This window comes from Pseudomonas sp. 382, assembly GCF_002759075.1.
In the GTDB taxonomy this organism is placed as follows: domain Bacteria; phylum Pseudomonadota; class Gammaproteobacteria; order Pseudomonadales; family Pseudomonadaceae; genus Aquipseudomonas; species Aquipseudomonas vlassakiae.
This window is the reverse complement of the sequence record NZ_PEMX01000003.1, coordinates 14,686-40,238: the sequence shown is the minus strand read 5'-3', so window position 1 is coordinate 40,238 and position 25,553 is coordinate 14,686. Positions and strand designations below refer to the sequence as shown.

Here is a 25,553-nt window from a genome sequence, read left to right as displayed (position 1 = left end):
TTTAGTAAACGAACGCTATGTTATGATCGCCGCCATCGTCAAGCAGCGCGAAGAGGTCGTGCATGCGCTACTCCACCGAACACAAGCAGCAGACTCGCGACAAGCTGCTGGCCAGCAGCGGCGCGCTGGCCAAGCGTGGCGGCTTTTCCAGCACCGGCGTGGCCGGGTTGATGAAGGCCATCGGCCTGACCGGCGGTGCCTTCTACAACCATTTCCCGTCCAAGGACGACCTGTTCACCGAGGTGGTCCGCCAAGAGCTGTGCAACAGCCCCCTGGCCCGCCTGGCCAATCAGGGGGCCAGCCGCGAACGCCTGGCCCGTTGCCTGCAGCAGTACCTGAGCCTGGCCCACCTGCACAATGCCGAGGGCGGCTGCCCGCTGCCACCGCTGGGGGTGGAAATCGCCCGCGCCGAACGGCCTGTGCGCGAAGAGGCCGAGCACTGGCTGGTAGGTTTGCATGGGGCGTGGAGCGAAACCCTGGAAGACCCGGCGCTGGCCTGGGTGCTGATCAGCCAGTGTGTCGGCGCCCTGGTGGTTGGGCGCATGCTGGCCAGCGAGGAGGTGCAACAGCAGTTGCTCGATGCCAGCAAAGGCTTTGTCGACAGGGCATTGAATGAAGGCCATTAACCTGCTGTTGGGGCTACTGCTGGCAGCGCCCGCCCTGGCCGAACAGGCCTGCCCGGCCGGGCAGTACCAGGTGTGCCTGATGGGCTGTTTCTGCGCGCCGATCGACCCTGGCCAGGCCGGGCAGATACTGCAGGATGTCGAAGCCGTAGCGTCGAGCAGCCTGGCGTTTGCCTTGCAGCAGGCACGCGACGAGGCCACCGCCAGCGGCAGTCAACCGATCCCTTTGCACATCCGCGCACAACTGGAGCCCTGGTATGATTTTGCCGTGCTCGATGCAGCGCGCTACCGGGTCGGTGACGAGCAGCAAGTCACGGCGGCCAACGCCATGCTGCAGAACCCGGACGTGAACGCGGTAACCCTGGTCGATACCATCATCTTCCGGCACGCCAGCGATGCCGAGGACAACGTGGCATTGTGGGCACACGAGCTGAAGCATGTGCAGCAGTACCAGCAGCTAGGCGTGAATGAGTTTGCCCGGCGCTACACACGCAACTATGAAGAGCTGGAAGGCCCGGCCTACAAGATCGAGGCCGAAGTAGGGAAGGCATTGCGCGAGCGCAGTGCCGGGCAAGCGAGATAGCCTGTTCCGGCCTCTTCTCGGGTAAACCCGCGAAGAGGCCAGTACAAGCAACGTCTAGCGATCAGGACGAAGCGGTAGCCCCCTCACCCACCTGCTCCCGACTGGCATAGCGCTGTGCCAGTACCGCACACACCATCAACTGAATCTGGTGGAACAGCATCAGCGGCAGAATCATCGCGCCGATGCCGCTGCCCACGAACAGCACCTGGGCCATTGGCACCCCGGTGGCCAGGCTCTTCTTGGACCCGGCAAACAGGATGGTGATGCGGTCTTCCAGGTTGAAGCCCAGCAGCTTGCCCAGCATGCGCGTACCGAACAGCACCACCGTCAGCAGGATGCCGCAGACGGCGAACAGCCCGGCCAGGTGCTGCGGCGACACGGTGTGCCACAGGCCGGTGACCACGGCCTCGCTGAACGCGGTGTACACCACCAGCAGGATCGAACCCTGGTCGACGCTTTTCAGCCAGCGGGCATTCTTCTTGACCCACGCCCCGATCCAGCGGCGTGCCATCTGCCCGGCCACGAAAGGCACCAGCAACTGCAGCGTGATCTTCAACACGGCGTCCAGCCCCGAACCCGTATCGCCACTGGCGCCCAGCAGCATCATTACCAGCAGCGGGGTCAGGAAGATGCCGATCAGGCTGGACGCCGCCGCGCTGCAGATGGCAGCCGGCACATTGCCGCGGGCCAGCGAGGTGAAGGCGATCGCCGACTGCACGGTGGCTGGCAGCGCGCACAGGTACAACACGCCCAGGTACAGTTCGTTGCCTACCAGCGGCACGAACAGCGGCTTGAACGCCAGGCCCAGCAGCGGGAACATCACGAAGGTACAGGAGAACACCAGCAGGTGCAGGCGCCAATGGCCAGCACCCGCGATGATTGCCTCGCGCGACAACTTCGCACCGTGCAGGAAGAACAGCAGGCCGATCGCCAGGTTGGTCAGCCAGCCGAAATACACCGCGCCGTCGCCCGAGCAAGGCAGCACGGTGGCGATCAGTACCACCCCGAGCAGGCACAGCGTGAAGTTGTCGAACAACATGCGTAAATACTTCATAACAGTTTCCATCTTGTCGTTGTGCAGGGCCTGACGATAAGGTCTTGGGTTTTTTCCCGCTAACGCCGGAACCCCCATTGGTGTCGCTCAACGGACACATCCACGAAAAGGACCCCTTTGCATGCCACGCGTACGTCTAGCTCCACTGCTGATGCTGTTCGGCCTTGCCTCGGCGCACGCGGCCGAGCCGCTGCAGGCCCAGGTGGACGAGGTCATCCGGCCGCTGATGAAACAACAGGACATCGCCGGCATGGCCGTGGCGGTTTATGACAACGGCCAGGCCCACTACTTCAGCTATGGTGTGGCCAGCAAGGCCGACGGCAAGCCGGTGAGCGCCGACACCCTGTTCGAAATCGGGTCACTGAGCAAGACCTACACCGCCACCCTCGTGGCGCTGGCCAGTGCCGAAGGCAAGCTCGACCTGGACGCCCCTGCCCGGCGCTACGAGCCGGCCCTGACCGGTGCGCCGTTGGGCGAGGCCAGTGTGCTGGAGCTGGGTGCCTACAGCGCCGACTGCCTGCCACTGCAATTTCCCGATGAGGTGCAGACTGCAGAACAGGCACTGGCATTCCTGCGCAACTGGAAGGCCCGCAGCGAACCTGGCACTCAGCGCTGCTATTCCAACCCGAGCCTGGGGCTGTTCGGCGACCTCGCGGCACGCGCGCAACACAAGCCATTCGCAGCCGTCATGACCCAGCACCTGCTACCGCAGATGGGCCTGCAGCACACCTACCTGCAGGTGCCAGAAGCGGCAAAGGCCTTGTATGCGCAGGGCTACGACGCGCAAAACCACCCGGTGCGCGTCAGCCCTGGTCCCTATGCCGACGAAGCCTATGGCATCAAGACCAGCGCCAGCGACCTGCTGCGCTACGTGCGCCTGCACATGCAGCCTGCGCAACTGCCGTCGGCGCTGCGCAAAGCCATCGGCATCACCCAGGCGGGCTACTTCAGGGTTGGCAGCATGACCCAGGGCCTGGGCTGGGAGCGCTACCCTTACCCGGTCGCGCTGGACACGCTGGTCGATGGCAACAGCCCGCGCCTGATTCGTGAACCCCAGGCCACCCAGCGCCTGCAGCCGGCGCTTCCGGCCCTGCCTGCCGCCTGGTACAACAAGACCGGCTCCACCAACGGGTTCGGCGCCTACGCTGCCTTCATCCCATCCCAAGGCAGGGCCATTGTCCTGCTTGCCAACCGCAACTACCCCAACGAAGCCCGAGTTCGGGCGGCCTTCCAGATCCTTTCCGGGCTCGACCGCTGAGTCACCGCCGAACTGATTGCCAGACAATATGACAAGAATGTAGTGAATAAAAATATTCACTACAAAACCATTGACGACGTTCGTCGGCCTTGTGCATGATGAGGCCGTCTCCCTGATCGGGAGCGGTGGCAAGGGTGTTCCAGACGGCTTGCGCGGTAACGCAGGCCGTCCGTGGAGAGGGAATCTGTCCAAAAGGCAGCGTGAGAAAGCCCCTGTTGCGATGCTGCTGTAGCAGCCTTGGTAGTGCGCTACAACCTGTGGCGCCAACTGTGACAATCAACAACAAATAGGTGATGGGGGCTTTATGATGAACTTGAACGACAATCCGACTATCGACCAACTGGCCCAGCTGTTCGCGGTACGCAAGGACAGCCTCGACGACCACCTGCTGTGGGTCAGCCAGACCGGCGAGGTGCGCATCGACCGCCTGCCGCCGAACACGGTCGAAGATGAATTCGAAGCGCACCTGCCCAGCATGCGCGCCCGCTTCAAGGTCTACCGCCGTGGCCAGGGCTACGTCGGCAAGAAGGCCGCCGCCGACACCGAGTTCGTCGGCCGCGTCCTACAGACCCTGCAACAAGAATGGCCCGCCGCCCGTGAGCGGCAGGCAGTCAAGGTGATCGATCCGCTGAACTGAGGGTTGGCCACCACTTAGCGAGCCCGGCCTGCATAGGCCGGGCTTTTTCATGCCCGCTGTCGGCGCTGCGGCATCGGTAACGCACCGATCGCCAGCGCCCGAGCCCGGTTAACCCCCCACACCAGCGCGCGGGTCATGGTTTCGCCGGGCCGCGCCGGGTAGTACTCCTCCAGCAGTGCCCTGCCGTCCTGCCCATAAAGCCCAAGGAACAGTTGTGTCGCGCCGAGCCGCGACAGGCGCACCTGGATATCCAGCGAAGTGCCGTCGCTGAGCACTTCGTCATGGCAGCGGCTATGCAGCTGCGCATCGGCCCACTGCCAATAGGTTTCGTCCCTGACTCGCATGGAAAATCAATCCTCCCTTTCCTGGATGCCGCGCCAGAAGACCACACCTGCGCCGCCGCCGCGAGAGCAACCCGCGGTTACCATGAGCGGGATCAAGCAACATCAACAAAAACCCCGCCGTTGGGCGGGGATCTGTGAGCAGGTTCACCTTTTGACTGGCCTATTTCCTGGCCGGCACCCGGGGTGTGAAGCGGCCCTTCTTGATGCGCTGCAGGTAGGCAGGCTTGAGGTCTTCCGACTCCTCCAGGGTCATGTGGATGAAGCCGAGGCGAAACGCCGCCTGGCCGCAACGCACCTGGCTATTGATCGGAAATGCATCGTTGCTGTCTTCGAAAAAGGACTCGCTCATGCCCCTATCTCCATTCAGTGGCGACCGCGTCAGCCAGCAATGGGCTGACCTGAAAAACGCGACCTGTGCCAGTGAGACTAGCCGGTCACAAGCGGACCGCTCGGACGAAACCTGCGGACCCGACCAGTGGCATTTAGCTACTTCAGCCGCACGGCAGTACCGGTGGCGAACACCACGACCATGCCGCCTTGCACCGACGGCATGCTGATCTCGAAGTCCACGCCTACCACCGCATCGGCTTGCAACTGCCGTGCCCGCGCCATGAGTTCTTCGGTGGCTTGCGCGCGGGCCTCACGCAGGGCGCTTTCCAGGGTCTGCGAACGGCCGCCGAAGACGTCGCGAACACGTGTGAAGAAATCGCGCACGAAGTTGATGCCCTGCACCGATTCGGAGCTGACCACGCCAAGGTACTCGGCGATCGGGCGGCCCTCGAGCTGGCTGGTGGTGGAGATGATCATGTTGCGCTCCTTGGCCTTGCAAAAAAGGCCAAGTCTAACAAAAGCGCCGGTGGCTTCCGCTATTGCGCACTGGCTGCCCGCAAACGCTGCCCCAGCCTGGGTCCGAACACATTGACCAGTAAACCAAGCATCACCAGCAATGCGCCCCAGCCCTGGGTGGCCGTCAGCCGCTCACCCAGCAACCAGGCTGACGAACTCAGGCCGATTACCGGCACCAGCAGCGAAAACGGCGCCACCTTGCCCGCAGGGTGGCGCGACAGCAGCTTGCCCCACAGGCTGTAACCGATCATGGTGGCGACGAAGGCCAGGTACGCCAGCGCCAGTACCGAGCTCCAGCCGATATTGGCCAGTGCATGACCAATCCGCTCCGGCCCTTCCAGCCACCACGACAACGCCAGGAACGGCAGCGGTGGAATCAGCCCGCCCCAGATCACCAGCGCCACCAGGTCGACCGAGCCAAAGCGGCGGGTAATGATGTTGCCCATGCCCCACATGGCCCCGCCACACAAGGTCAGCAGCAGCGCCACCAGCGGTACATGGCCGCTGTCCTCGCTACCGATCAGCGCCAGGCCGCTGGCCGCTACCAGCAACCCCAGCACACTCGCCAGGCGCAGCCGCTCCCCCAGGAACAGCGCGGCAAAACCGAGGGTGAAGAACGCCTGCGACTGCAGCACCAGCGACGCCAGGCCCGGTGGCATGCCGCTGTACATGGCCTGGAACAGGAAGGCGAACTGGCCCAGGGAGATGGTCGCGCCATAGGCGATCAGCCAGCCCCAAGGCAGCTTCGGCCGCTTGACCAGCAGCACAGCCGGAAACGCCACCAGCAGAAAACGCAATGCTCCGAGCAGCATCGGCGGCAAGCCATCGAGGCCGACCTTGATGACCACGAAATTGACTCCCCAGGCGACAATCACCACCAGGGCGATCAGTAGGTCCTTGAGCGGCATTGCAGCTTCCTTCTTCGGGCGTTCTAGACATATTTCGTAACAGCATAAGGCCATTTTCCGCCCACGGACCAGCACAGTTATGGCCAACCCTTGCGCTACAGATTGGCTGTTATGCCCAGCAGTCTTCACTTGACCCTACTTGTATAGACATGATGATATCGGGAAGACGCCATCCGCGCAGCGCGCCGGCGATGGCCCTCCCCTGACACAAAAACAATGAAGTGGAGCCCTCAATGTCCCGCAAATCCGTGCTCGAACGGCGCTCTATCGACTACATCCCGGAAGCCGAGCGCCATGGCAAGCTGTACAGTCAGTTCACCCTCTGGCTCGGCGCCAACCTGCAAATCACCGCCATCGTCACCGGCGCCCTGGCCGTGGTGCTCGGCGGCGACGTGTTCTGGTCGCTGATCGGTCTGCTGCTGGGCCAGTTGATCGGCGGCGCGGTCATGGCCTTGCATGCCGCCCAGGGCCCGCGCCTTGGCCTGCCGCAGATGATCTCCAGCCGCGTGCAGTTCGGCGTGTATGGCGCGGCCATCCCGATGGTGCTGGTGTGCCTGATGTACCTGGGCTTCACCGCCACCGGCACGGTGCTGTCCGGGCAAGCCATCGGCCAATTGCTGAGCGTCAGCGACAGCACCGGCATCCTCATCTTCGCCTCAGTGATCGTGCTCGCCACCCTGGCCGGCTACCGGGTAATCCACTGGATCGGCCGGGTCGCCAGCGTGCTGGGCATCATTGCCTTCGTCTACCTGTTCAGCCGCATCCTGATGCTCGCCGACATCGGCCAGTTGCTGGAAAACCGTCACTTCAGCTGGGCCAGCTTCCTGCTCTCGGTGTCGCTGGCGGCCTCCTGGCAGATCGCCTTCGGCCCCTACGTGGCAGACTACTCGCGCTACCTGCCGAGCAGCACCTCGCCGGTGAAGACCTTCCTCGCCGCCGGCCTGGGTTCGGTCGTCGGCGCGCAGGCGTCGATGATTCTCGGCGTGTTTGCTGCGGCCATCGCCGGCGGGCAGTTCTCCGGGCGTGAAGTGGCCTACATCGTCGGCCTCGGCGGCGCCGGTACCACTGCGGCGTTGCTGTACTTCAGCATCGCCTTCGGCAAGGTGACCATCTCGACACTGAACTCCTATGGCAGCTTCATGTGCATCGCCACCATCATCAGCGGCTTCCGTGGCCACCTGGCGATCAGCCGCGTGCAACGCCTGGTGTTCGTGCTGGCCATTGTCGGTGCCGCCACGCTGGTCGCCTTGCTCGGCCAGCACTCGTTCCTTAGTGCGTTCAAATCGTTCATCCTGTTCCTGCTGACCTTCTTCGTGCCCTGGAGCGCGGTCAACCTGGTGGACTACTACTTCATCACCAAGGAGCGCTACGACATCCCGGCCCTGGCCGACCCGCAAGGCCGCTATGGCCGCTGGAACTGGCCTGGCATCAGTGTCTATACCCTTGGCGTGCTGGTGCAGATGCCGTTCATCGACACCAAGCTGTACACCGGCCCCATGGTCGCGCACCTGGGGGGGTGTGGATGTGTCGTGGCTGATCGGGCTGGTAGTGCCGAGCGTGCTGTACTACTGCGTGGCGCGCCGACGAGCCGCCGAAGCCCCCGCCAGCATGATCGTGCCGCAGGCGCGCTGATGGCCGTGTCCTGAGTTTTCCTGCACCGGCCTCTTCGCGGCGGTTCGACGCGAAGAGGCCGGCCAGTCAGTCGCGATAGTCTGGAGCAATGCGCTCCAGCATCCGCAATAAAGCCGCCCACGCCAGCTGCAGCGCATCCGGGTCATTCAGCTCGCCCTGCTTCAACCCGCGCATCGGCTCATTGAACTGCCGCTCGGTATGCGCACACACCGCCTCCGGCGGCAACACCAGTTGCCCGGCACTCTGCGCCGCCAGCTGAATGTCGCACGCCTTCTCCAGGTAATACATGCGCAAGAACGCCTCGGCCACCGAGCGCCCGGTAGTCATCAAGCCATGGTTGCGCAGGATCATCACCGGCTTGTCACCCAGGTCCGCCACCAGCCGTTGCTGCTCGTCCAGGTCGAGCGCGATACCTTCGTAGGTGTGGTAGGCGACCTTGCCATGGAACTCCATCGACATCTGGTTGACCGGCAGCAAGCCGCACTCCAGCGCCGCCACCGCGCAACCGGCGCGGGTATGGGTGTGCAGCACGCACTGGGCGTCTTCACGGGCGGCATGGATGGCACTGTGGATGACGAAGCCAGCCGGGTTGACCGGGTATTCGGTAGGCTCCACCGGCCGGCCTTGCAGGTCGATCTTCACCAGGCTCGAGGCGGTGATTTCGTCGAACAGCAGGCCATAGGGGTTGATCAGGAAATGGTGTTCGGGGCCCGGCAAGCGCAGGGAGACATGGGTGAAAATCAGGTCCGACATGCGGAAATGGGCAATCAGGCGATAGCAGGCGGCCAGTTGCTGGCGCAGGGTATGTTCCGTGGCGGTCATTGTTGTTCTTCCTGTTGGAATCTGGGGCTGCAAAGCAGCCCCGATAAATTACGTCATTTGCTCGCCCAGGCATTGAAGCGTTGCTCCAGCTCCTCGCCGTGATCGACCCAGAACTCCACATTCATCGCCAAGGCGCCCTGCAGGTTCTCCGGCGAGGTCGGCACCCAACTGGCCAGCGCCGGGTCAAGCTTGGCCGCCGCCTTGGTATTGGTCGGCCCGTAGGGAATCTGCTCGACGTAACGCACCTGGGTATCCGGCTGGTTGGCATAGCTGATCAGGCGCTTGGCCTGGTCGACGTGCTTCGAGCCCTTGATGATCGCCCAGTAGTCCATGCCATACAGGCTGCCAGGCCAGACCACCGCCAGCGGGCTGCCGTGCTGGGCGGCCACGGCGATGCGGCCGCTGTAGGTCGAGGTCATCACCACATCACCCGCCGTCAGCCACTGCGCCGGTTGCGCGCCGGCCTCCCACCACTGAATGTACGGTTTGAGCTCGGTGAGCTTGGCAAAGGCACGCTCGACACCCGCCGGGGTCGACAGCACCTTGTACACGTCATCGACCTTGACCCCGTCGGCCAGCAAGGCGAACTCAAGGTTGTACACCGCGCGCTTGCGCAGGCCGCGTTTGCCCGGGTACTTCTGCACGTTCCAGAAATCGGCCCACGAGGTCGGTGCCTGGGCCAGCTTGTCGCGGTCGTAGGCGATTGCCACGCTCCACACCAGCGCCGCCGAGCCGCAGTCCTGGGCCGCCGCGGGGATCAGTTCGGCGGCATGCCCCAGGCGTTGCCAGTCGAGGTGCTCGTAGATGCCCTCGTCGCAGCCGCGCATCAGGTCTGGCCCCTCGATCTGCACCACGTCCCAGTCGACATTGCCGGTATCGGCCATCACCTGGATGCGCGCCATCTCGCCGTTGTATTCGCTCTGGATCAACTTACTGCCGTCCTGGGCGCTGAAAGGCTGGAAGATCGCCACATCCTGGGCTTTCTGACCGGCGCCGCCATAGCCGACCACGACCATCTGCGGCGCCGCTTGCGCACTGCCCAGGCCGAAGGCCAGGAGCGCTGCGCAAAGGCCGGTACTGCGAGGAAATGCCTGCATCGAGTTGCCTCCTGTCGGTGCCGTCCAGCGTTTAGCTCGAAGGCCCGTTTCTTGTTGTAGTGAGGTCACGCGCCACTGCCGTGGCTGGGAAAAAGCTAGTCGGGCGCCAGTAAAAAAACAAGTTGATTTTTTACTGTAGCTACACTTTCATGAGAAAAACAAGAACGACACCGCACCGGAGCCGCCCGCATGACGACCGCCTTCGCCCACCTGTTCGAACCCCTGCAGATCCGCGGCAAACGCCTGAAGAACCGCATTATGTCGACCGGCCACGACACTTGCCTGCCCACCGACAACCTGGTCAACGACAAGCTCATCGCCTACCAGCGCGCCCGTGCCGCCGGCGGCGTCGGCCTGATCGTGCTGCAGGTGGCCGGGGTGCATGACAGTGCCCGCTACACCTCGCACGTGCTGATGGCCACCGACGACGCCTGCATCGACGGCTACCGGCGCCTGGCCGAGGCCTGCCATGCCCACGGCACGGTGGTGCTGTCGCAACTGTTTCACCCGGGTCGGGAGATCATGGAGTCGGCGGATGGCCTGCTGGCAGTGGCCTATTCGGCCTCGTCGGTGCCCAACGAGCGCTTCCGGGTCATGCCGCGGGCGCTGGACCAGGCGATGATCGACGAAATCGTCCAGGGCTATGCCAGCGCCGCCCGGCGCCTGCACCAGGCCGGCCTGGACGGTGTCGAGGTAGTGGCCAGCCATGGCTACCTGCCGGCGCAGTTCCTCAACCCGCGGGTCAACCAGCGCACCGACGGCTACAACGGCGACCTGGAACAGCGCCTGCGCTTCCTGCGCGAGGTGCTGGCAGCGGTCAGGGCGGCCACCGACGAGCAGTTCATCGTCGGCCTGCGCATCAGCGCCGACGAACGCGACAGCGAAGGCCTCAGCGAGGACGAATCGCTCGCTGCCGCCCAGGCCCTGCAAGACCAGGTCGACTACCTGCACATCGTCGCCGGTACCTCGGCGTCGCTGGGCGGTGCCGTGCATATCGTGCCGCCCATGGCCATCGCCCCGGCCTACCTGGCGCGCGAGGCCGGCACCTTCAAGCAGCACCTGGACATCCCACTGTTCGTCACCGGGCGCATCAACCAGCCGCAGGAAGCCGAACTGATCCTGGCCCGTGGCCAGGCCGACGTGTGTGGCATGACCCGCGCCCTGATCTGCGACCCGCAGATGCCGGCCAAGACCGAGCGCGGCCAGGTCGAGGACGTGCGCGCCTGCATTGCCTGCAACCAGGCCTGCATCGGCCACTTCCACCGCGGCCTGCCGATCTCCTGTATCCAGCACCCGGAAACCGGGCGCGAGTTGCAGTACGAACACCCAGCCCCCGCTACTGCGCGCAAGCGCATCCTGGTAGCGGGCGGCGGCCCCGCTGGCATGAAAGCCGCAGCCGTGGCTGCGGCCCGCGGGCATGACGTCACGCTGTACGAAGCCAGTACACAACTCGGCGGCCAGATACAGCTTGCCCAGCTGCTGCCCCGGCGCAGCGAGTTCGGCGGCGCCAGCACCAACCTGCAGCGCGAGATGGAACTGGCTGGGGTTCGCGTAGTACGTAATACGCGTGTTGATCGCGCATTGGTCGAACGTGAACGCCCCGACCTGGTGATTGCCGCTACCGGCGCCACGCCCTACTGGCCCTCGTTCGAACGTAGCGGCGGGCTGCAGGTGGTGGATGCCTGGCAGGTTCTGCGCAATGAAGTCGCTCTTGGCCGCTCGGTGCTGGTGATCGATTGGCGCTGCGACTGGATCGGCCCCGGCATCGCCGAGCGCCTGACTCGAGATGGCCACCAGGTGCAGCTGGCGGTGAACGGCACCCACTGCGGCGAAACCCTGCCGCTGTACGTGCGCGACCAGATGGCCGGCGAACTGCACCGCCTGGGCATCCCGATCACACCTTATGCCCGCCTGTACGGGTGCGACGACAACACCGTCTACCTGCAGCACACCGCCAGCGGCCAACCAATGATCTTCGAAGGTATCGACACCCTGGTACTGTGCCTCGGCCACCAACCTCAGGACACCCTGGCAGCAGAACTGGCCGGCCTGGTGGAGGTGCGGCGCATCGGCGACTGCCTGGCCCCACGCACGGTCGAGGAGGCGATCCATGAAGGCCTGACAGTTGCCTGGGCGCTCTGAGCCTGTCCATACTGCGGCTTTCCCGATGGACCGAAGCGCATGAGCCAGCAACCCCAGTTTCCGCCCGCCGCCGAAGACGGCGGCAGCGCGCCGCAGTTCCTCGGTGGCCGCATCCGCGGCCTGCGCAAGCGCCGCGGCATGACCCTGGCGGAGCTGGCGGCGCACAGCGAGCTGACCGCCGGCTACATCAGCCAGCTGGAACGCAACCTGTCGTACCCGTCGATCCCGGCGCTGTTCAACATCGCCCGCAGCCTCGGCGTGACCATCCAGTGGTTCTTCGCCAGCGAAGCCACCACCGCCCCCGAAGACCAAGGTTACGTGGTGCGGCGCAACAGCCGGCTGAGCGTGCATTACGAGGACGGCATCGTCGACCAGCTGCTCACGCCGCAACCCAACCGCCAGCTGGAGATGCTGCACTCGCGTTTTCCACCAGGCACCTACAGCCAGCAGAGCTACAGCCATGAAGGTGACGAAGCGGGTTACGTGCTCTCGGGCAGTTTCGAGGTGTGGGTTGGCGAGCGTCACTTCCTGCTGGGCGAAGGCGACAGCTTCAGCTTCTCCAGTCAGGAGCCGCACCGCTATGGCAACCCTGGCGAGGTGGATGCCGTGATCATCTGGGTGATCACTCCGCCAACATTCTGAATCCGAGGACGCCATCACCACCAGGCGACGCCCGATACAATGACCGAGCCCAATCAGCAACTCGACCCACCGCTGCTCCCCGTCGACCACCCAAGGGTGCTGGTCTTCGTCGCCTATCCGCAGATGGGCCTGCTCGACCTCAGTGGCGCGCAGACCGTGTTCTGGGCCGCGACCAAGGCCATGGCCGAGCGCGGCCTGCCAGGCTACCGGCTGCACACCGCCAGCCTGGAAGGTGGCCTGCAGCAAACGGCCGAAGGCCTGGTTGTCGCCAGCGAGCGGCTGGACGATGTCATGACGCAAACCGTCGACACGCTGATCGTGCCCGGCGCCCCCGACATCATCCGCAGCCTCCCCGATCACGGCCCGCTGATCACCTGGTTGCGCCGTGCCAGCCACCACGCCAGGCGCACCGCTTCGGTCTGCAGCGGTACCTTCCTGCTGGCCAGTGCCGGCCTGCTCGATGGCCGGCGCGCCGCCACACACTGGGCCATGTGCGAGGTATTGCGCCGCGACTTCCCGGCCGTGGAAGTGGACCCTGAATCGATCTTCGTCCAGCAGGGCAGCGTCTGGACCTCTGCCGGTGTGAGCGCGGGTATCGACATGGCCCTGGCCCTGGTCGAACTGGACTGCGGCCGCGACGTGGCGATGCAGGTGGCGCGCGAGTTGGTGGTGTTCCTCAAGCGCCCCGGCGGCCAGGCCCAGTTCAGCGAACTGCTCAAGTCCCAGGGCCAGGACGCGGGGGCGTTCGAGGCGCTGCACCTATGGCTCAACCAGCATCTGCACGACCCACGACTCAGCGTCGAGCACCTGGCCGAACAGGCGCACATGAGCCTGCGCAACTTCACCCGGGTATACAAGCAGAAAACCGGCCGCACCCCGGCCAAGGCCATCGAGGTGTTCCGCCTCGAAGCGGCGCGGCGGCTGCTGGAGAACAGTGACGGCCACATCGAGCAAGTTGCCCGCCAGTGCGGTTTCGGCAGCGAAGAGCGCATGCGCCTGGCCTTCCAGCGCCACCTGGCGGTGACCCCTCGCGACTACCGGGCGCGCTTTGCCCGCACGGTACCTTTGGCCGAAATCCAGGGTTCTCTGGCCTAGGGTGCGGCACCTGGCCGGTCGTAACATCGTTGACCGCAATGACGGTCTGTCTTGTCTACCGGTCTTTCCTCATGGACTACCCAGGAGCATAACGATGAAGAATATCCTGATCATTGGCGCCGGCTTCGCAGGCCTGTGGAGCGCCCTGAGCGCCATCCGGCAACTGGACCTGCACGGCCGCCGGGATGTCCAGGTGACACTGCTCGCCCCCCAGGCCGAACTGCATGTGCGCCCGCGCTTCTACGAACCTGAAGTGCATACCATGGCGGCACCGCTGCAGGAACTGTTCGATGCGGTGAACGTGCGCTTCGTCCACGGCACGGCCTTCGATGTCGATGAAGCCGAGCAGCGCATACGCTACCGCACGTCATCCGGCACCGAATGCAACCTGCCCTACGACCGCCTGATCATGGCCTGCGGCAGCGTGCTCAATCGCCCGGACATGGTGGGTATCGAGCACGTCTTCGATGTCGACAAGATCGACAGCGCCGCGCGCCTCGAAACCCACCTCAAGTCCCTGGCCGACCTGCCCGAGAGCCCCGCACGCAACACCGTGGTGGTAGCCGGCGGCGGCTTTACCGGTATCGAGACCGCCACGGAACTGCCGACGCGCCTGCGCGCCATTCTCGGTGAGGACGCCAGGCTACGGGTGGTTGTGGTCGACCGCGGGGCGAAGATCGGCGCCGCGCTGGGTGACGGCATCCGCCCGGCCATCGAACAGGCCTGCGAGGCGCTGGGCATCGAGTGGATCTGCGGCACCACTGTCGCCTCGGTGGACCGTGACGGGGTGCTGCTGGACGACGGCCAGCGCATCGACGCCGCCACGGTCATCTGGACCGTGGGCTTCAAGGCCAACCCGCTGACCGAACAGATCAGCGGCGAGCGCGACCGCCAAGGCCGGCTGCACGTCGACGGCAACCTCAAGGTGATCGGCAATGACGCGGTCTACGCGGCCGGAGACGTGGCCTATGCCGCCTGCGACAACCAGGGCAACTTCGCGGTGATGTCGTGCCAGCATGCCATTCCGCTGGGGCGCTATGCCGGCAACAACGCAGCGGCCGAGCTGATCGGCGTGGCACCGATGACCTACAGCCAGCCCAAGTACGTGACCTGCCTCGACCTTGGCGCCTGGGGCGCGGTGTATACCGAGGGCTGGGAGCGCACCGTCTCGCCACCGACCGACAAGGCCGAGGCCAAGCTGCTGAAAGCGCAGATCAACTCGATCTGGATCTATCCGCCGATGGCGGACCGTACGGCTGCCCTGGCGGCGGCGGACCCGACCATTCCCGTAGCCTGACCCTGCGCATTCGCGGGTACGCCCCGCGAATGCCCCCACCCATTCCCCATGCAGCCCGTGCCCGCGCCCAATGCATTTGCGCTTTTCTCCGAACCCGTGGCATAGATGCAGGTCAACGTCTTTGGCTGACTGCCTTCGCGACTTCCCAGGAGAACCCTGCATGAGCAAGCACCCTTACGTCCCGCCCAAGGTCTGGCGCAACGACGCGGCCTCCGGCGGCCAGTTCGCCAGCATCAACCGGCCGATCGCCGGGCCGACCCATGACAAGGACCTGCCCGTCGGCAAGCACCCGCTGCAGCTGTACTCCCTGGCCACCCCCAACGGTGTCAAGGTCACCATCCTGCTCGAAGAACTGCTCGCCCTGGGCCACAGCGGCGCCGAATACGACGCCTGGCTGATCCGCATCGGCGACGGTGACCAGTTTTCCAGCGGCTTCGTCGAGGTCAACCCCAACTCGAAGATTCCCGCCCTGCTCGACCGCAGCGCTGAACCGCCGGTGCGGGTGTTCGAGTCCGGTTCGATCCTGCTGCACCTGGCGGAAAAGTTCGGTGCGTTCCTGCCCAAGGCACCTGCCGCACGCACCGAAACCCTCAACTGGCTGTTCTGGCAGATGGGCGCCGCGCCTTACCTGGGCGGCGGCTTCGGCCACTTCTATGTGTACGCGCCGGAGAAGATCGAGTACGCGATCAACCGCTTCACCATGGAAGCCAAGCGCCAGCTCGACGTGCTGGAGCGCCGCCTGGCGGTAAGCCGCTACCTCGGCGGCGACGAATACAGCATCGCCGACATCGCCGTGTGGCCATGGTACGGCCAGCTGGTGCGCGGCAACCTGTATGGCGCGGCGGAATTCCTGGCGGTGGATGAATACCCACAGGTCAAGCGCTGGGCCGAGGAAATCGCCCAGCGCCCGGCCGTGCAGCGTGGCACCCGGGTCAACCGTACCTGGGGCGATGAAGCCAGCCAGGTGCCCGAGCGGCACTCGGCGGCCGACCTTGACTGAAGCTGTCGGGGGCCGCTGGGCGGCCCCGACAATGCCCCGTTGCAAAAAACCATTTCTGCCGCGCAAACCTCCCAGCCCTGATCCCTTCTTGTACACTCCTCGCACTAGCCCCAACCTGCACAAATTTTGGTGAAAGCATGATCGAGGTAACCGAGGTTTCCATTGCCGAGCTGCGCGACGCACTCGAAACGGGCCGCACGACGGCGGTCGAGCTGGTCAAGGCCTACCTGGCGCGCATCGACGCCTACGATGGAGCCGACACCGCCACCGCGTTGAACGCCGTGGTCGTACGCAACCCTGATGCGCTCAAGGAAGCCGAGGCCTCCGACGCCCGCCGCGCCAAGGGCCAGACCCTGAGCCCGCTGGACGGCATCCCCTACACCTCCAAGGACAGCTACCTGGTCAAGGGCCTGACCGCCGCCTCCGGCAGCCCCGCGTTCAAGGACCTGGTCGCCCAGCGCGACGCTTTCACCATCGAACGCCTGCGCGCCGCCGGTGCCGTGTGCCTGGGCAAGACCAACATGCCACCGATGGCCAATGGCGGCATGCAGCGTGGCGTCTACGGCCGCGCCGAAAGCCCGTACAACGCCAAGTTCCTGACCGCACCGTTCGCCTCCGGCTCGTCGAACGGCGCCGGTACCGCCACCGCCGCCAGCTTCAGCGCCTTCGGCCTGGCCGAAGAAACCTGGTCGAGCGGCCGCGGCCCTGCCTCGAACAATGGCCTGTGCGCCTACACCCCGTCGCGTGGCGTGATCTCGGTACGTGGCAACTGGCCGCTGACTCCGACCATGGACGTGGTGGTGCCGTATGCCCGAACCATGGCCGACCTGCTGGAAATCCTCGACGTGGTGGTTGCCGACGATGCCGACAAACGCGGCGACCTGTGGCGCCTGCAGCCATGGGTACCGATCCCGGCTGCCTCTTCGGTGCGCCCGGCGTCCTACCTGGACCTGGCTGTCGATGCCAGCTCGCTCAAGGGTAAACGTTTTGGCGTACCGCGCATGTACATCAATGCCGACGCTGAAGCCGGCACCTCGGAGAAGCCGGGCATCGGTGGCCCGACCGGCCAGCGCATCGTCACCCGCGACAGCGTCATCGCCCTGTGGCAACAGGCTCGCCAGGCCCTGGAAGCGGCTGGCGCCGAAGTGCTGGAAGTGGACTTCCCGCTGGTGTCCAACTGCGAAGGCGACCGCCCGGGGGCGCCGACCGTCTACAACCGCGGCATCGTCAGCAAGGAATTCCTCCATGACGAGCTGTGGGAGCTGTCGGGCTGGGCCTTCGACGACTTCCTGCGGGCCAACGATGACCCCAAGCTCAACCGCCTGGCCGATGTCGACGGCCCGCAGATCTTCCCCCACGACCCGGGCACCCTGCCCAACCGTGAGGACGACCTGGCCGCGGGCATGGACGAATACGTCAACATGGCCAAGCGCGGCCTGAAGACCTGGGACCAGATCGAGACCCTGCCCGATGGCCTGCGCGGGCTGGAAAAGACCCGCAAGCTTGACCTCGAAGACTGGATGGACGCGCAGGGCCTGGACGCCGTACTGTTCCCGACCGTGGCCGATGTCGGCCCGGCCGATGCCGACGTCAACCCGGCCTCTGCCGACATCGCCTGGAGCAACGGCATCTGGGTGGCCAACGGCAACCTGGCGATCCGCCACCTGGGCGTGCCGACCGTGACCGTGCCAATGGGTGTGATGGCTGATATCGGCATGCCGGTGGGGCTGACCTTTGCAGGCAAGGCCTATAGCGACAATGCGCTGCTGAGCTTTGCTGCGGCCTTTGAATCGACCGGTTCGCGCCGGATGGTACCGCCGCGTACCCCGCCGCTGGGCTGATCATCCTGGCCCCAGCGTCGCCTTGCCGATGCTGGGGCCAGCTGGTATGACAGGCTTCCTTTGTATTGCGCAAACCAGAAGGCTCACATGTCCCTGCATATCCAGACGCCCCTCCTTGAATCCCGCCCTCTGTCGCTTGCCGCCGGCCGCTCGGTCTGGCTGAAAATCGACGCCCTGCAGCCCTGTGGGTCGTTCAAGCTCCGAGGTGTCGGCCATGCCTGCGAGGTGCATCATGCCCGTGGCGCGCGCCATTTCGTCTCCTCGTCGGGCGGCAATGCCGGGCTGGCGGTGGCCTATGCCGGGCGCAAGCTGGGGGTGCCGGTGACCGTGGTGGTGCCCGAGACCACCACCGAACGGGCCAAGGAGCTGCTGCGCCTGGAAGACGCCAAGGTGGTGGTGCATGGCAGCTCGTGGCAAGAAGCCAATGAACTGGCACTGACCCTGGTCGGTGCTGGCGATGCCTTCATCCACCCGTTCGACGACCCGCTGCTATGGGCCGGGCATGCCAGCCTGGTCGACGAAGTGGCGGCGGGCGGCTTGAAACCGGATGCGGTGGTCCTGTCGGTGGGCGGCGGCGGCCTGCTCAGTGGCGTGGTCGAAGGCTTGCAGCGTAACGGCTGGGGCGATGTGCCGGTGCTGGCGGTGGAAACCACCGGGGCCGCTTCGCTGCATGCGGCCATGCAGGCCGGGCACACAGTGGAACTGCCGGGCATCGCCTCGGTGGCCAGCTCGCTGGGCGCCAAGCGCGTGGCCGAACAGGCACTGTCCTGTACCCGGCAGCATCCGGTGCACTGTCATTTGGTCAGCGACCGGGCAGCACTGGAAGCCTGCGAGCGCTTCTTGCTGGACCATCGGGTACTGGTGGAGCCCGCGTGTGGCGCGGCATTGGCACTGGCTTACTCGGCAGAGGCGTTGGCTGGCTACCAGTATGTGCTGGTGGTGGTTTGTGGGGGAGCTACTGCAACGCTGGAGCAGATTCAGGCGTGGTTGAAGCAGGCGCAATGAACGGCGGTATGGCCGCCGGGTGCTCGCCGAGGCCTTTTCGGCGCCTGAGGGACCTAGCACCGCCCGCGATGCGCCGCTCGGGCGGCGCTCGGTCCCTCAGGCGCAAAAATGCCATGGCGAACACATGCCATCGGTCACGCTGTCATCAGGATGTTCATTTCCCCCTGTATTACTGAACCCGCCGCTGCCGAATCATTTCACCTGCAACAACCGCCACGCAGACGAAATACACCATCCGCCCTTTCGATCTGCGGCAAGTGAAGGCACAATGCGGATCTTTTTTTTGGCCGGCCTGGCCGGGGGCCTTTAAATGATCAAGACGCCGTACTACCTAATCGACAAAACCAAGCTCCTGCGCAACATGGAGAAGATCGCCTACGTGCGTGAAAACTCCGGTGCCAAGGCGCTGCTCGCCCTCAAGTGCTTCGCCACCTGGTCGGTGTTCGACCTGATGCAGCAGTACATGGACGGCACCACGTCGTCCTCGCTGTTCGAGCTCAAGCTCGGCCGCCAGAAGTTCGCCGGCGAAACCCACGCCTACAGCGTGGCCTGGGCCGATGACGAAATCGAGGAAATGCTCGAGAACTGCGACAAGATCATCTTCAACTCGATCGGCCAGCTGCAGCGTTTCGCCGAACAGTCCGAAGGCAAGGTCCGCGGCCTGCGCGTCAACCCGCAGGTGAGCAGCTCCGACTACCTGCTGGCCGACCCGGCCCGCCCGTTCAGCCGCCTCGGCGAGTGGGACCCGGTGAAGATCGAACAGGTGATCGAACAGATCTCCGGCTTCATGTTCCACAACAACTGCGAGAACGGTGACTTCGGCCTGTTCGACCAGATGCTGACACACATCGAAGAGCGCTTCGGCCACCTGCTGCACAAGGTCGAGTGGGTCAGCCTGGGTGGCGGCATCCATTTCACCGGTGAGGGGTATGCCCTGGATGCCTTCTGTGCACGCCTGAAAGCCTTCTCCGAGCGATACGGCGTGCAGGTGTACCTGGAGCCGGGCGAAGCGGCCATCACCAACAGCGCCTCGCTGGAAGTGACCGTGCTCGACACCCTGTACAACGGCAAGCACCTCGCCGTGGTCGACAGCTCGATCGAAGCGCACCTGCTCGACCTGCTGATCTACCGCCTCAACGCCAAGATGGCCCCCAACGACGGCGAGCACACCTACATGGTCTGCGGCAAGTCGTGCCTGGCCGGTGACATCTTCGGCGAGTACCAATTCGATCGTCCGCTGGCCATCGGCGACCGTCTGTCGTTCATCGACACCGCCGGCTACACCATGGTCAAGAAAAACTGGTTCAACGGCCTGAAGATGCCATCGATCGTGGTCAAGCAGCTCGACGGCAGCGTCGAGGTGGTGCGCGATTTCGGTTTCGAAGACTACGTTTCCAGCCTGTCGTAAGACCGGCTACCCAAGTAAGGAGCAACAGGTAAATTGAAGAAGAACGTTCTTATCATTGGTGCAGGAGGTGTCGCCAAGGTGGTGGCCCACAAGTGCGCGCAGCATAACGACGAACTGGGTCGTATCGCTATCGCGTCACGGAACATCTCCAAATGCCAGGCCATCATCGACAGCGTCAAGGCCAAGGGTAGCCTCAAGGTGCCCGCCGACATCCAGGCCTTCTCGCTCAACGCCCTCGATGTCGAGGCGACCAAGGCACTGATCCGCGAGACCGAATCGCAGATCGTGATCAACGTCGGTTCCGCCTTCCTCAACATGTCGGTGCTGCGTGCCTGCATCGATACCGGTGTCGCCTACCTGGACACCGCCATCCACGAAGAGCCGGGCAAGATCTGCGAGACCCCGCCGTGGTACGGCAACTACGAGTGGAAACACCTCGAAGAGTGCCAACAAAAGAACATTACCGCCATTCTCGGTGTCGGTTTCGACCCGGGTGTGGTGAACAGCTACGCAAAACTTGCGCAACAGCAATACTTCGACAGCATTGATTCGATCGACATTCTCGACGTCAACGCCGGTTCGCACGGCAAGTACTTTGCCACCAACTTCGACCCGGAAATCAACTTCCGCGAGTTTACCGGGCAAGTATGGAGCTGGCAGAACAGCCAGTGGACCAGCAATACCATGTTCGAAGTCAAGCGTACCGACGACCTGCCGGTGGTCGGTTCGCAGAACCTGTACCTGACCGGCCACGACGAAGTTCATTCGATCTCGAAGAACCTCAACGTACCGAACGTGCGTTTCTGGATGAGCTTCGGCGAGCACTACATCAATGTGTTCACCGTGCTGAAGAACCTTGGCCTGCTCTCCGAACAACCGGTGAAGACGGCCGAGGGCCTGGAAGTGGTCCCGCTGAAAGTGGTCAAGGCCGTACTGCCTGACCCGGCCTCGCTGGCCCCGGGCTACACCGGCAAGACCTGCATCGGTGACCTGGTGAAGGGCACCAAGGACGGTAAGCCGCGTGAAGTGTTCATCTACAACGTGGCCGACCACGAAGAAGCCTACGCCGAGACCGACAGCCAGGGTATCTCCTATACCGCCGGTGTACCGCCGGTGGCTGCGGCTCTGCTGGTCGCCCGTGGTGAGTGGGACGCCAAGCGCATGGTCAACGTCGAAGAGTTGCCAGCCGAGCCGTTCCTCAAGGCGCTGGACGTGATGGGCCTGCCGACCCGCGTGAAAGATGAAAATGGCGATCGTCCGTGGGACGCTGAAGCCTGAGCCGTAAACCAGAAGGGGCGCCAACATGGCGCCCCTTCTGCATTTGCAGGCCCGGCCTCTTCGCGGGCTCGCCCGCTCCCACAGGTACTGCGCAGGCCTCGAATACTGCGCAGTACCTGTGGGAGCGGGCAAGCCCCGCGAAGAGGCCGGCACAGGATTACATCTATTTCCTGGCCTCCAGAATCAGGTTGAACGGTGTCTGCGTAGCCCGCCGGAACTGCCTGAACCCTGCCTCCTCGAACACTGCCCGCAACCGCGCCTCCCCAGCCTGAGCCCCCAACCCCAGCCCCACTTCCTGGGACAACGAGTTAGGCGTGCAGATGAACGTCGACGCCGCATAGAACAACCGCCCGACCGGCGTCAGGTTGCCCTCCAGCGAGTCTTCGGCGTAGGGCTCCACCAGCATCACCGTGCCATCTGCCTTCAACGCCCGGTAGGCATGCTTCGCCGCGCCCACAGGGTCGCCCATGTCATGCAGGCAGTCGAAGAAGCACACCAGGTCGTGGTCATGCCCCGGGTAGTCCTTGGCCGATGCCTGCTGGAAGCTCACACGCGCCGCCAGCCCGGCTTCGCGCGCACGTTCACTGGCCGTGGCAATGGACGGTGCGTGGTAGTCGTAGCCGATGAAGGTAGAAGCCGGAAACGCCTGCGCCAGGACCAGCGTCGAAGCGCCATGGCCACAACCGACGTCTGCGACCTTGGCCCCGGCCTGCAGCTTGGCCACCACGCCTTCGAGCGCCGGCAACCAGTCCGCCACGAGAAACGTGCGGTAACCGGGCCTGAAGAACCGCTCGGTGCCACTGAACATGCACGGGTGGTGGTCACCCCAGGCCAGCCCGCCATCGCCGCGCATGGCCGCCACCAACTTGTCCTTGTCATGGAACAAGGCCGCGATGACCGCCGCGCCCCCGGCCATGTAGGCCGGCGAGTCTTCCAGGGCCAGCGCCATGGCCTGCTCTTCAGGCAGAACGAACGTGCCTTTGTCATGCACCATGTAGCCGGAGGCTGCCTGGGCGTTGAGCCATTCGCGCACCAGCCGTGGGTGGCAGCCGGTCTTTGCCGCCAGGGCCTCGGGGCTGGTCGGCTGGCTGTCGGCCATGGCCCGGTACAGGCCAAGTTCATCGCCAAGGATGACATTGGCCAGGGTCGCTGCAGCGCCCATGTCACCGACCAGCTTGCCCATGAATGCGTGAAGCCTTGTCTCGTCCATGACCTGCCCTCCTCTGCAAGAAGGCCACCGTCGACGAGGAAGTCCGGTTCGAGGGGAGCGGTGGTCAGTGGTTTGAATGGATGGACATCCGTTATGAGTCTAGCCCCTCGATGCCGTTCATGGGCTACACCAACTTAACGGGCTTACAACTTTCGCTTGTTAGTGCAACTTATCCTAACGAACCCACCACATATTCTGGCACTTCGCAGTCCACTGTCTATGCTCTTGCACTGTGTCGACCCTTTTCCGGCTTATGTTCAAAGTCGCAATTATCAAGTAGTCCATCGCTCAACTTTCCGGCCTGCGCCGGGCGCTTTTCCGTGCGTCAGGAAGATGAGTTTGCATTTCATTTACATAGCAAACGTGTGCATCACACAAGGGCCCTGAGAACCGCACTCAGGTAACAAAATTTAAACAAAAATGTGACATTTTTTTTCAGCTTTTTCGCCAAGGATCTCTGCGGCCGCATCCCGGCACCTGCGTAAGCAGGGGTACTGCCCGTACAGGTTCACACCATGGAGCTTTGAATGAAGGTTACGGTTTTCGGTACCGGCTATGTCGGCCTTACCCAGGCGGTGTGCCTGGCCCAAGTGGGGCACTCGGTGTTATGCATGGATATCAACGCCGCGAGGGTGGCGGCGCTCAGCGAGGGACATTGCCCGATTTTCGAGCCCGGCCTTGCGCCTCTGCTGGAGAAGAACCTGGCCTGCGGCCGCCTGCGCTTCACCACCGATGCCGCTGAAGCGGCGCAGTACGCCAGGTTGCAGTTCATTGCCGTCGGTACCCCGCCCCAGGCCGATGGCAGCGCCGACATGCGCCATGTGTTCAGCGTCATCGACAGCATTCTCGAACATGCCGACGGCCCCAAGGTGATCGTCAACAAGTCCACCTCGCCGGTCGGCACGGTAGACCGTATCAAGGCGCGGATCAGCCAGGCGGTGGCCGACGCTGAACGCTACCATGTGATCAGCAACCCCGAGTTTCTCAAGGAGGGCTCGGCGGTGGATGATTGCATGCGCCCGGACCGCATCATCATCGGCGGCGCCGAACCGGCCGAGGTCGAGTTGCTGCGCGAGCTGTATCAGCCATTCAGCCGCAACCGCGAGAAAATCATGCTCATGGACGCGCGCAGCGCCGAGCTGACCAAGTACGCTGCCAACTGCATGCTGGCGACCAAGATTTCCTTCATCAATGAAATGGCCAACCTGGCCGAGCACCTGGGTGCCGACATCGAAATGGTCCGCCGCGGTATCGGCTCGGACCCGCGCATCGGCTACGATTTCATCTACCCCGGCTGCGGCTTCGGCGGCTCGTGCTTCCCCAAGGACCTGCAGGCGCTGCGCAGGACTGCCGAGGCCGAGGGCTTCGACCCGCTGTTGCTCGGCGCAGTGGAGGCCGTCAACCAGCGGCAGAAGAGCCGGCTGTTCAGCAAGATCCAGCGCCACTACCCCGACGGCCTGCACGGCAAGGTCTTCGCCATGTGGGGGCTATCGTTCAAACCCAACACCGATGACATCCGCGAAGCCTCCAGCCTGGTGCTGCTCGAAGCCCTGTGGGCCGCCGGCGCCCGCGTGCAAGCCCACGACCCGCAAGCCATGGAAGAGATCCAGCGGCTCTACGGCGCTCGCCCCGACCTGAAACTGGTGCCGTGCAAGGACGACGCCCTGCTGGGGGCCGATGCCCTGGTGATCGTCACCGAGTGGCAGGATTACCGGGTATTGAACCTGGACAAGGTCCCGCAGCAACTGGCTGACCGCGTGGTGTTCGACGGCCGCAACCTGTTCGAACCCGAGCACATGGCCGCCGCCGGCCTCACGTATTACGGTATTGGCCGTGGCCAGGTGAAACAAGCATGCCCGTACTGATCACCGGCGCCGCTGGATTCATTGGTTTCCACCTGGCTCGCCGCCTGTGCGAAGCCGGCATCGACGTGGTGGGCATCGATAACCTCAACGCCTACTACAGCGTCGAGCTCAAGCTGGCGCGCCTGCAGCAGCTGCTCGCCTATTCCAGTTTCCGCTTCCAGACGGTCGACATCGCCAACGCCGCCGACATGCAGCAACTGTTCGCCGGGCAGCCGTTCAGCGAAGTGATCCACCTGGCGGCGCAGGCGGGCGTGCGCTACTCACTGGACAACCCGGCGGTGTATGGGCAATCCAACCTGACCGGTTTTCTCAACCTGCTCGAAGCCTGCCGCCAGCACCCGCCGCGCCACCTGATCTATGCCTCCAGCAGTTCGGTGTATGGCGCCAACACCAAACAGCCGTTCAGCGTCGAAGACCCGGTCGAGCAGCCGATTTCGCTGTATGCCGCGAGCAAGCGCGCCAATGAGCTGATGGCCCACAGTTATGCGCACCTGTACCAGCTGCCGATCACCGGCCTGCGCTTTTTCACCGTCTATGGCCCGTGGGGCCGCCCCGACATGGCGCTGTTCAAGTTCACCCGGGCGATGCTCCAAGGCCAGCCGATCGAGATCTACAACCATGGCCAGATGGCGCGCGACTTCACCTACATCGACGACATCGTCGAAAGCATCCTGCGCCTGCGCCAGAAACCGCCTCAGCCTGATGCCGGGCAACCGCCCTGCCAACTGTTCAACATCGGCCGTGGCCAGCCGGTACGTCTGCTGGCGTTCGTCGAGTGCCTTGAGGACGCACTGGGCATCAAGGCCCGGCGCGAATACCTGCCGTTGCAGGCCGGTGACGTGCTGGAGACCTGGGCGGATGTGGACTCACTGACGCGCTGGATCGATTTTTCGCCGAGCACCCCACTGGAGCACGGCGTTGCCGCTTTCGTCGGGTGGTACCGGGACTTCTACCGGGTTTGACCAC

At 64.3% G+C, this 25,553-nt stretch carries 23 protein-coding genes and 1 pseudogene; 16 read left to right on the top strand and 8 right to left on the bottom strand.

Going from position 1 to position 25,553, the window contains the following annotated elements; translation table 11 throughout:
• The first annotated feature begins 62 nt into the window (after positions 1–62).
• Both CQW31_RS05050 and CQW31_RS05045 read left to right on the top strand, forming a co-directional pair.
• Positions 63–626: a TetR/AcrR family transcriptional regulator gene (locus CQW31_RS05050; protein WP_054887333.1), complete on the top strand. Its 564-nt coding sequence runs from the start codon at positions 63–65 to the stop codon at positions 624–626.
• Positions 613–1,206: a DUF4157 domain-containing protein gene (locus CQW31_RS05045; RefSeq protein ID WP_054887334.1), complete on the top strand. Its 594-nt coding sequence runs from the start codon at positions 613–615 to the stop codon at positions 1,204–1,206. Before CQW31_RS05050 ends, CQW31_RS05045 begins: the two co-directional genes overlap by 14 nt.
• Positions 1,207–1,267: 61 nt before the next feature.
• On the opposite strand, the gene CQW31_RS05040 is transcribed toward CQW31_RS05045, so the two are convergent.
• A complete protein-coding gene (locus tag CQW31_RS05040; RefSeq protein WP_371858363.1) occupies positions 1,268–2,260 on the bottom strand; it encodes a bile acid:sodium symporter family protein in 993 nt (330 codons plus the stop codon).
• Positions 2,261–2,381: 121 nt separating this feature from the next.
• Between CQW31_RS05040 and ampC the strand changes: the two genes are divergently transcribed.
• A complete protein-coding gene (gene ampC / locus CQW31_RS05035) occupies positions 2,382–3,518 on the top strand; it encodes a class C beta-lactamase (protein ID WP_099813940.1) in 1,137 nt (378 codons plus the stop codon).
• Between the two features lie 304 nt (positions 3,519–3,822).
• Positions 3,823–4,155 carry a hypothetical protein gene (locus tag CQW31_RS05030; protein WP_054887337.1) on the top strand — a complete coding sequence of 111 codons (333 nt, stop codon included), beginning with the start codon at positions 3,823–3,825 and terminating at the stop codon, positions 4,153–4,155.
• A gap of 47 nt (positions 4,156–4,202) precedes the next feature.
• On the opposite strand, the gene CQW31_RS05025 is transcribed toward CQW31_RS05030, so the two are convergent.
• From CQW31_RS05025 to CQW31_RS05010, 4 genes are all read right to left on the bottom strand, one after another.
• Positions 4,203–4,499 carry a hypothetical protein gene (locus CQW31_RS05025; protein WP_099813939.1) on the bottom strand — a complete coding sequence of 99 codons (297 nt, stop codon included), beginning with the start codon at positions 4,497–4,499 and terminating at the stop codon, positions 4,203–4,205.
• 160 nt (positions 4,500–4,659) lie between these two features.
• Positions 4,660–4,848: a hypothetical protein gene (locus CQW31_RS05020; protein WP_054887339.1), complete on the bottom strand. Its 189-nt coding sequence runs from the start codon at positions 4,846–4,848 to the stop codon at positions 4,660–4,662.
• A 137-nt stretch (positions 4,849–4,985) separates the two neighbouring features.
• Positions 4,986–5,306, bottom strand: coding sequence for a YbjQ family protein (locus CQW31_RS05015; RefSeq protein ID WP_054887340.1), 321 nt, complete (start codon positions 5,304–5,306; stop codon positions 4,986–4,988).
• A gap of 59 nt (positions 5,307–5,365) precedes the next feature.
• Positions 5,366–6,253 (bottom strand): EamA family transporter, encoded by an 888-nt coding sequence (locus CQW31_RS05010; protein ID WP_054887341.1) that lies wholly within the window; start codon positions 6,251–6,253, stop codon positions 5,366–5,368.
• Positions 6,254–6,486: 233 nt separating this feature from the next.
• On the opposite strand from CQW31_RS05010, the pseudogene CQW31_RS05005 reads away from it, so the two are divergent.
• A pseudogene (locus CQW31_RS05005) lies at positions 6,487–7,885 on the top strand (cytosine permease).
• Positions 7,886–7,951: 66 nt separating this feature from the next.
• Here the strand turns inward: CQW31_RS05005 and CQW31_RS05000 are convergent.
• Together CQW31_RS05000 and CQW31_RS04995 are read right to left on the bottom strand one after the other, a co-directional pair.
• Positions 7,952–8,707: a class II aldolase/adducin family protein gene (locus CQW31_RS05000; RefSeq protein ID WP_099813938.1), complete on the bottom strand. Its 756-nt coding sequence runs from the start codon at positions 8,705–8,707 to the stop codon at positions 7,952–7,954.
• A gap of 53 nt (positions 8,708–8,760) precedes the next feature.
• Positions 8,761–9,804 carry an ABC transporter substrate-binding protein gene (locus CQW31_RS04995; protein WP_099813937.1) on the bottom strand — a complete coding sequence of 348 codons (1,044 nt, stop codon included), beginning with the start codon at positions 9,802–9,804 and terminating at the stop codon, positions 8,761–8,763.
• Positions 9,805–9,993: 189 nt separating this feature from the next.
• On the opposite strand from CQW31_RS04995, the gene CQW31_RS04990 reads away from it, so the two are divergent.
• From CQW31_RS04990 to CQW31_RS04950, 9 genes are all read left to right on the top strand, one after another.
• Positions 9,994–11,946: an FAD-dependent oxidoreductase gene (locus CQW31_RS04990; protein WP_099813936.1), complete on the top strand. Its 1,953-nt coding sequence runs from the start codon at positions 9,994–9,996 to the stop codon at positions 11,944–11,946.
• Positions 11,947–11,985: 39 nt separating this feature from the next.
• Entirely contained in the window at positions 11,986–12,588 is a 603-nt protein-coding gene (locus CQW31_RS04985) for a helix-turn-helix domain-containing protein (protein WP_054887346.1), read from the top strand.
• 39 nt (positions 12,589–12,627) lie between these two features.
• A complete protein-coding gene (locus CQW31_RS04980; RefSeq protein WP_099813935.1) occupies positions 12,628–13,683 on the top strand; it encodes a GlxA family transcriptional regulator in 1,056 nt (351 codons plus the stop codon).
• Positions 13,684–13,777: 94 nt separating this feature from the next.
• A complete protein-coding gene (locus tag CQW31_RS04975; protein ID WP_099813934.1) occupies positions 13,778–14,980 on the top strand; it encodes an NAD(P)/FAD-dependent oxidoreductase in 1,203 nt (400 codons plus the stop codon).
• 160 nt (positions 14,981–15,140) lie between these two features.
• Positions 15,141–15,980: a glutathione-dependent disulfide-bond oxidoreductase gene (yghU, locus tag CQW31_RS04970; RefSeq protein WP_099813933.1), complete on the top strand. Its 840-nt coding sequence runs from the start codon at positions 15,141–15,143 to the stop codon at positions 15,978–15,980.
• A 137-nt stretch (positions 15,981–16,117) separates the two neighbouring features.
• Positions 16,118–17,821 carry an amidase gene (locus CQW31_RS04965; protein WP_099813932.1) on the top strand — a complete coding sequence of 568 codons (1,704 nt, stop codon included), beginning with the start codon at positions 16,118–16,120 and terminating at the stop codon, positions 17,819–17,821.
• An 87-nt stretch (positions 17,822–17,908) separates the two neighbouring features.
• On the top strand, positions 17,909–18,826 hold the full coding sequence (locus tag CQW31_RS04960; RefSeq protein WP_099813931.1) for a pyridoxal-phosphate dependent enzyme: 918 nt from the start codon (positions 17,909–17,911) through the stop codon (positions 18,824–18,826).
• 310 nt (positions 18,827–19,136) lie between these two features.
• Positions 19,137–20,234 (top strand): carboxynorspermidine decarboxylase, encoded by a 1,098-nt coding sequence (locus CQW31_RS04955; RefSeq protein ID WP_099813930.1) that lies wholly within the window; start codon positions 19,137–19,139, stop codon positions 20,232–20,234.
• A gap of 33 nt (positions 20,235–20,267) precedes the next feature.
• Complete coding sequence (locus CQW31_RS04950; protein WP_054887353.1) at positions 20,268–21,512, top strand: saccharopine dehydrogenase family protein; 1,245 nt, start codon at positions 20,268–20,270, stop codon at positions 21,510–21,512.
• 163 nt (positions 21,513–21,675) lie between these two features.
• Here CQW31_RS04950 and CQW31_RS04940 read toward each other — a convergent pair whose 3' ends face one another.
• Positions 21,676–22,722 (bottom strand): class I SAM-dependent methyltransferase, encoded by a 1,047-nt coding sequence (locus tag CQW31_RS04940; RefSeq protein WP_099813929.1) that lies wholly within the window; start codon positions 22,720–22,722, stop codon positions 21,676–21,678.
• A gap of 527 nt (positions 22,723–23,249) precedes the next feature.
• On the opposite strand from CQW31_RS04940, the gene CQW31_RS04935 reads away from it, so the two are divergent.
• Positions 23,250–24,587, top strand: coding sequence for a UDP-glucose/GDP-mannose dehydrogenase family protein (locus CQW31_RS04935; protein ID WP_099813928.1), 1,338 nt, complete (start codon positions 23,250–23,252; stop codon positions 24,585–24,587).
• A complete protein-coding gene (locus CQW31_RS04930) occupies positions 24,575–25,549 on the top strand; it encodes an NAD-dependent epimerase (protein WP_099813927.1) in 975 nt (324 codons plus the stop codon). The genes CQW31_RS04935 and CQW31_RS04930 overlap by 13 nt, the downstream gene beginning before the upstream one ends.
• Positions 25,550–25,553 lie beyond the last annotated feature (4 nt).

Excerpts from the sequence above, each read along its gene's own strand:
- CQW31_RS05050 (WP_054887333.1), top strand. The coding sequence starts at position 63 with ATGCGCTACTCCACCGAACACAAGCAGCAGACTCGCGACAAGCTGCTG.
- CQW31_RS05045 (WP_054887334.1), top strand. The coding sequence starts at position 613 with ATGAAGGCCATTAACCTGCTGTTGGGGCTACTGCTGGCAGCGCCCGCC.
- CQW31_RS05040 (WP_371858363.1), bottom strand. The coding sequence starts at position 2,260 with ATGAAGTATTTACGCATGTTGTTCGACAACTTCACGCTGTGCCTGCTC.
- ampC (WP_099813940.1), top strand. The coding sequence starts at position 2,382 with ATGCCACGCGTACGTCTAGCTCCACTGCTGATGCTGTTCGGCCTTGCC.
- CQW31_RS05030 (WP_054887337.1), top strand. The coding sequence starts at position 3,823 with ATGATGAACTTGAACGACAATCCGACTATCGACCAACTGGCCCAGCTG.
- CQW31_RS05025 (WP_099813939.1), bottom strand. The coding sequence starts at position 4,499 with ATGCGAGTCAGGGACGAAACCTATTGGCAGTGGGCCGATGCGCAGCTG.
- CQW31_RS05020 (WP_054887339.1), bottom strand. The coding sequence starts at position 4,848 with ATGAGCGAGTCCTTTTTCGAAGACAGCAACGATGCATTTCCGATCAAT.
- CQW31_RS05015 (WP_054887340.1), bottom strand. The coding sequence starts at position 5,306 with ATGATCATCTCCACCACCAGCCAGCTCGAGGGCCGCCCGATCGCCGAG.
- CQW31_RS05010 (WP_054887341.1), bottom strand. The coding sequence starts at position 6,253 with ATGCCGCTCAAGGACCTACTGATCGCCCTGGTGGTGATTGTCGCCTGG.
- CQW31_RS05000 (WP_099813938.1), bottom strand. The coding sequence starts at position 8,707 with ATGACCGCCACGGAACATACCCTGCGCCAGCAACTGGCCGCCTGCTAT.
- CQW31_RS04995 (WP_099813937.1), bottom strand. The coding sequence starts at position 9,804 with ATGCAGGCATTTCCTCGCAGTACCGGCCTTTGCGCAGCGCTCCTGGCC.
- CQW31_RS04990 (WP_099813936.1), top strand. The coding sequence starts at position 9,994 with ATGACGACCGCCTTCGCCCACCTGTTCGAACCCCTGCAGATCCGCGGC.
- CQW31_RS04985 (WP_054887346.1), top strand. The coding sequence starts at position 11,986 with ATGAGCCAGCAACCCCAGTTTCCGCCCGCCGCCGAAGACGGCGGCAGC.
- CQW31_RS04980 (WP_099813935.1), top strand. The coding sequence starts at position 12,628 with ATGACCGAGCCCAATCAGCAACTCGACCCACCGCTGCTCCCCGTCGAC.
- CQW31_RS04975 (WP_099813934.1), top strand. The coding sequence starts at position 13,778 with ATGAAGAATATCCTGATCATTGGCGCCGGCTTCGCAGGCCTGTGGAGC.
- yghU (WP_099813933.1), top strand. The coding sequence starts at position 15,141 with ATGAGCAAGCACCCTTACGTCCCGCCCAAGGTCTGGCGCAACGACGCG.
- CQW31_RS04965 (WP_099813932.1), top strand. The coding sequence starts at position 16,118 with ATGATCGAGGTAACCGAGGTTTCCATTGCCGAGCTGCGCGACGCACTC.
- CQW31_RS04960 (WP_099813931.1), top strand. The coding sequence starts at position 17,909 with ATGTCCCTGCATATCCAGACGCCCCTCCTTGAATCCCGCCCTCTGTCG.
- CQW31_RS04955 (WP_099813930.1), top strand. The coding sequence starts at position 19,137 with ATGATCAAGACGCCGTACTACCTAATCGACAAAACCAAGCTCCTGCGC.
- CQW31_RS04940 (WP_099813929.1), bottom strand. The coding sequence starts at position 22,722 with ATGGACGAGACAAGGCTTCACGCATTCATGGGCAAGCTGGTCGGTGAC.
- CQW31_RS04935 (WP_099813928.1), top strand. The coding sequence starts at position 23,250 with ATGAAGGTTACGGTTTTCGGTACCGGCTATGTCGGCCTTACCCAGGCG.
- CQW31_RS04930 (WP_099813927.1), top strand. The coding sequence starts at position 24,575 with ATGCCCGTACTGATCACCGGCGCCGCTGGATTCATTGGTTTCCACCTG.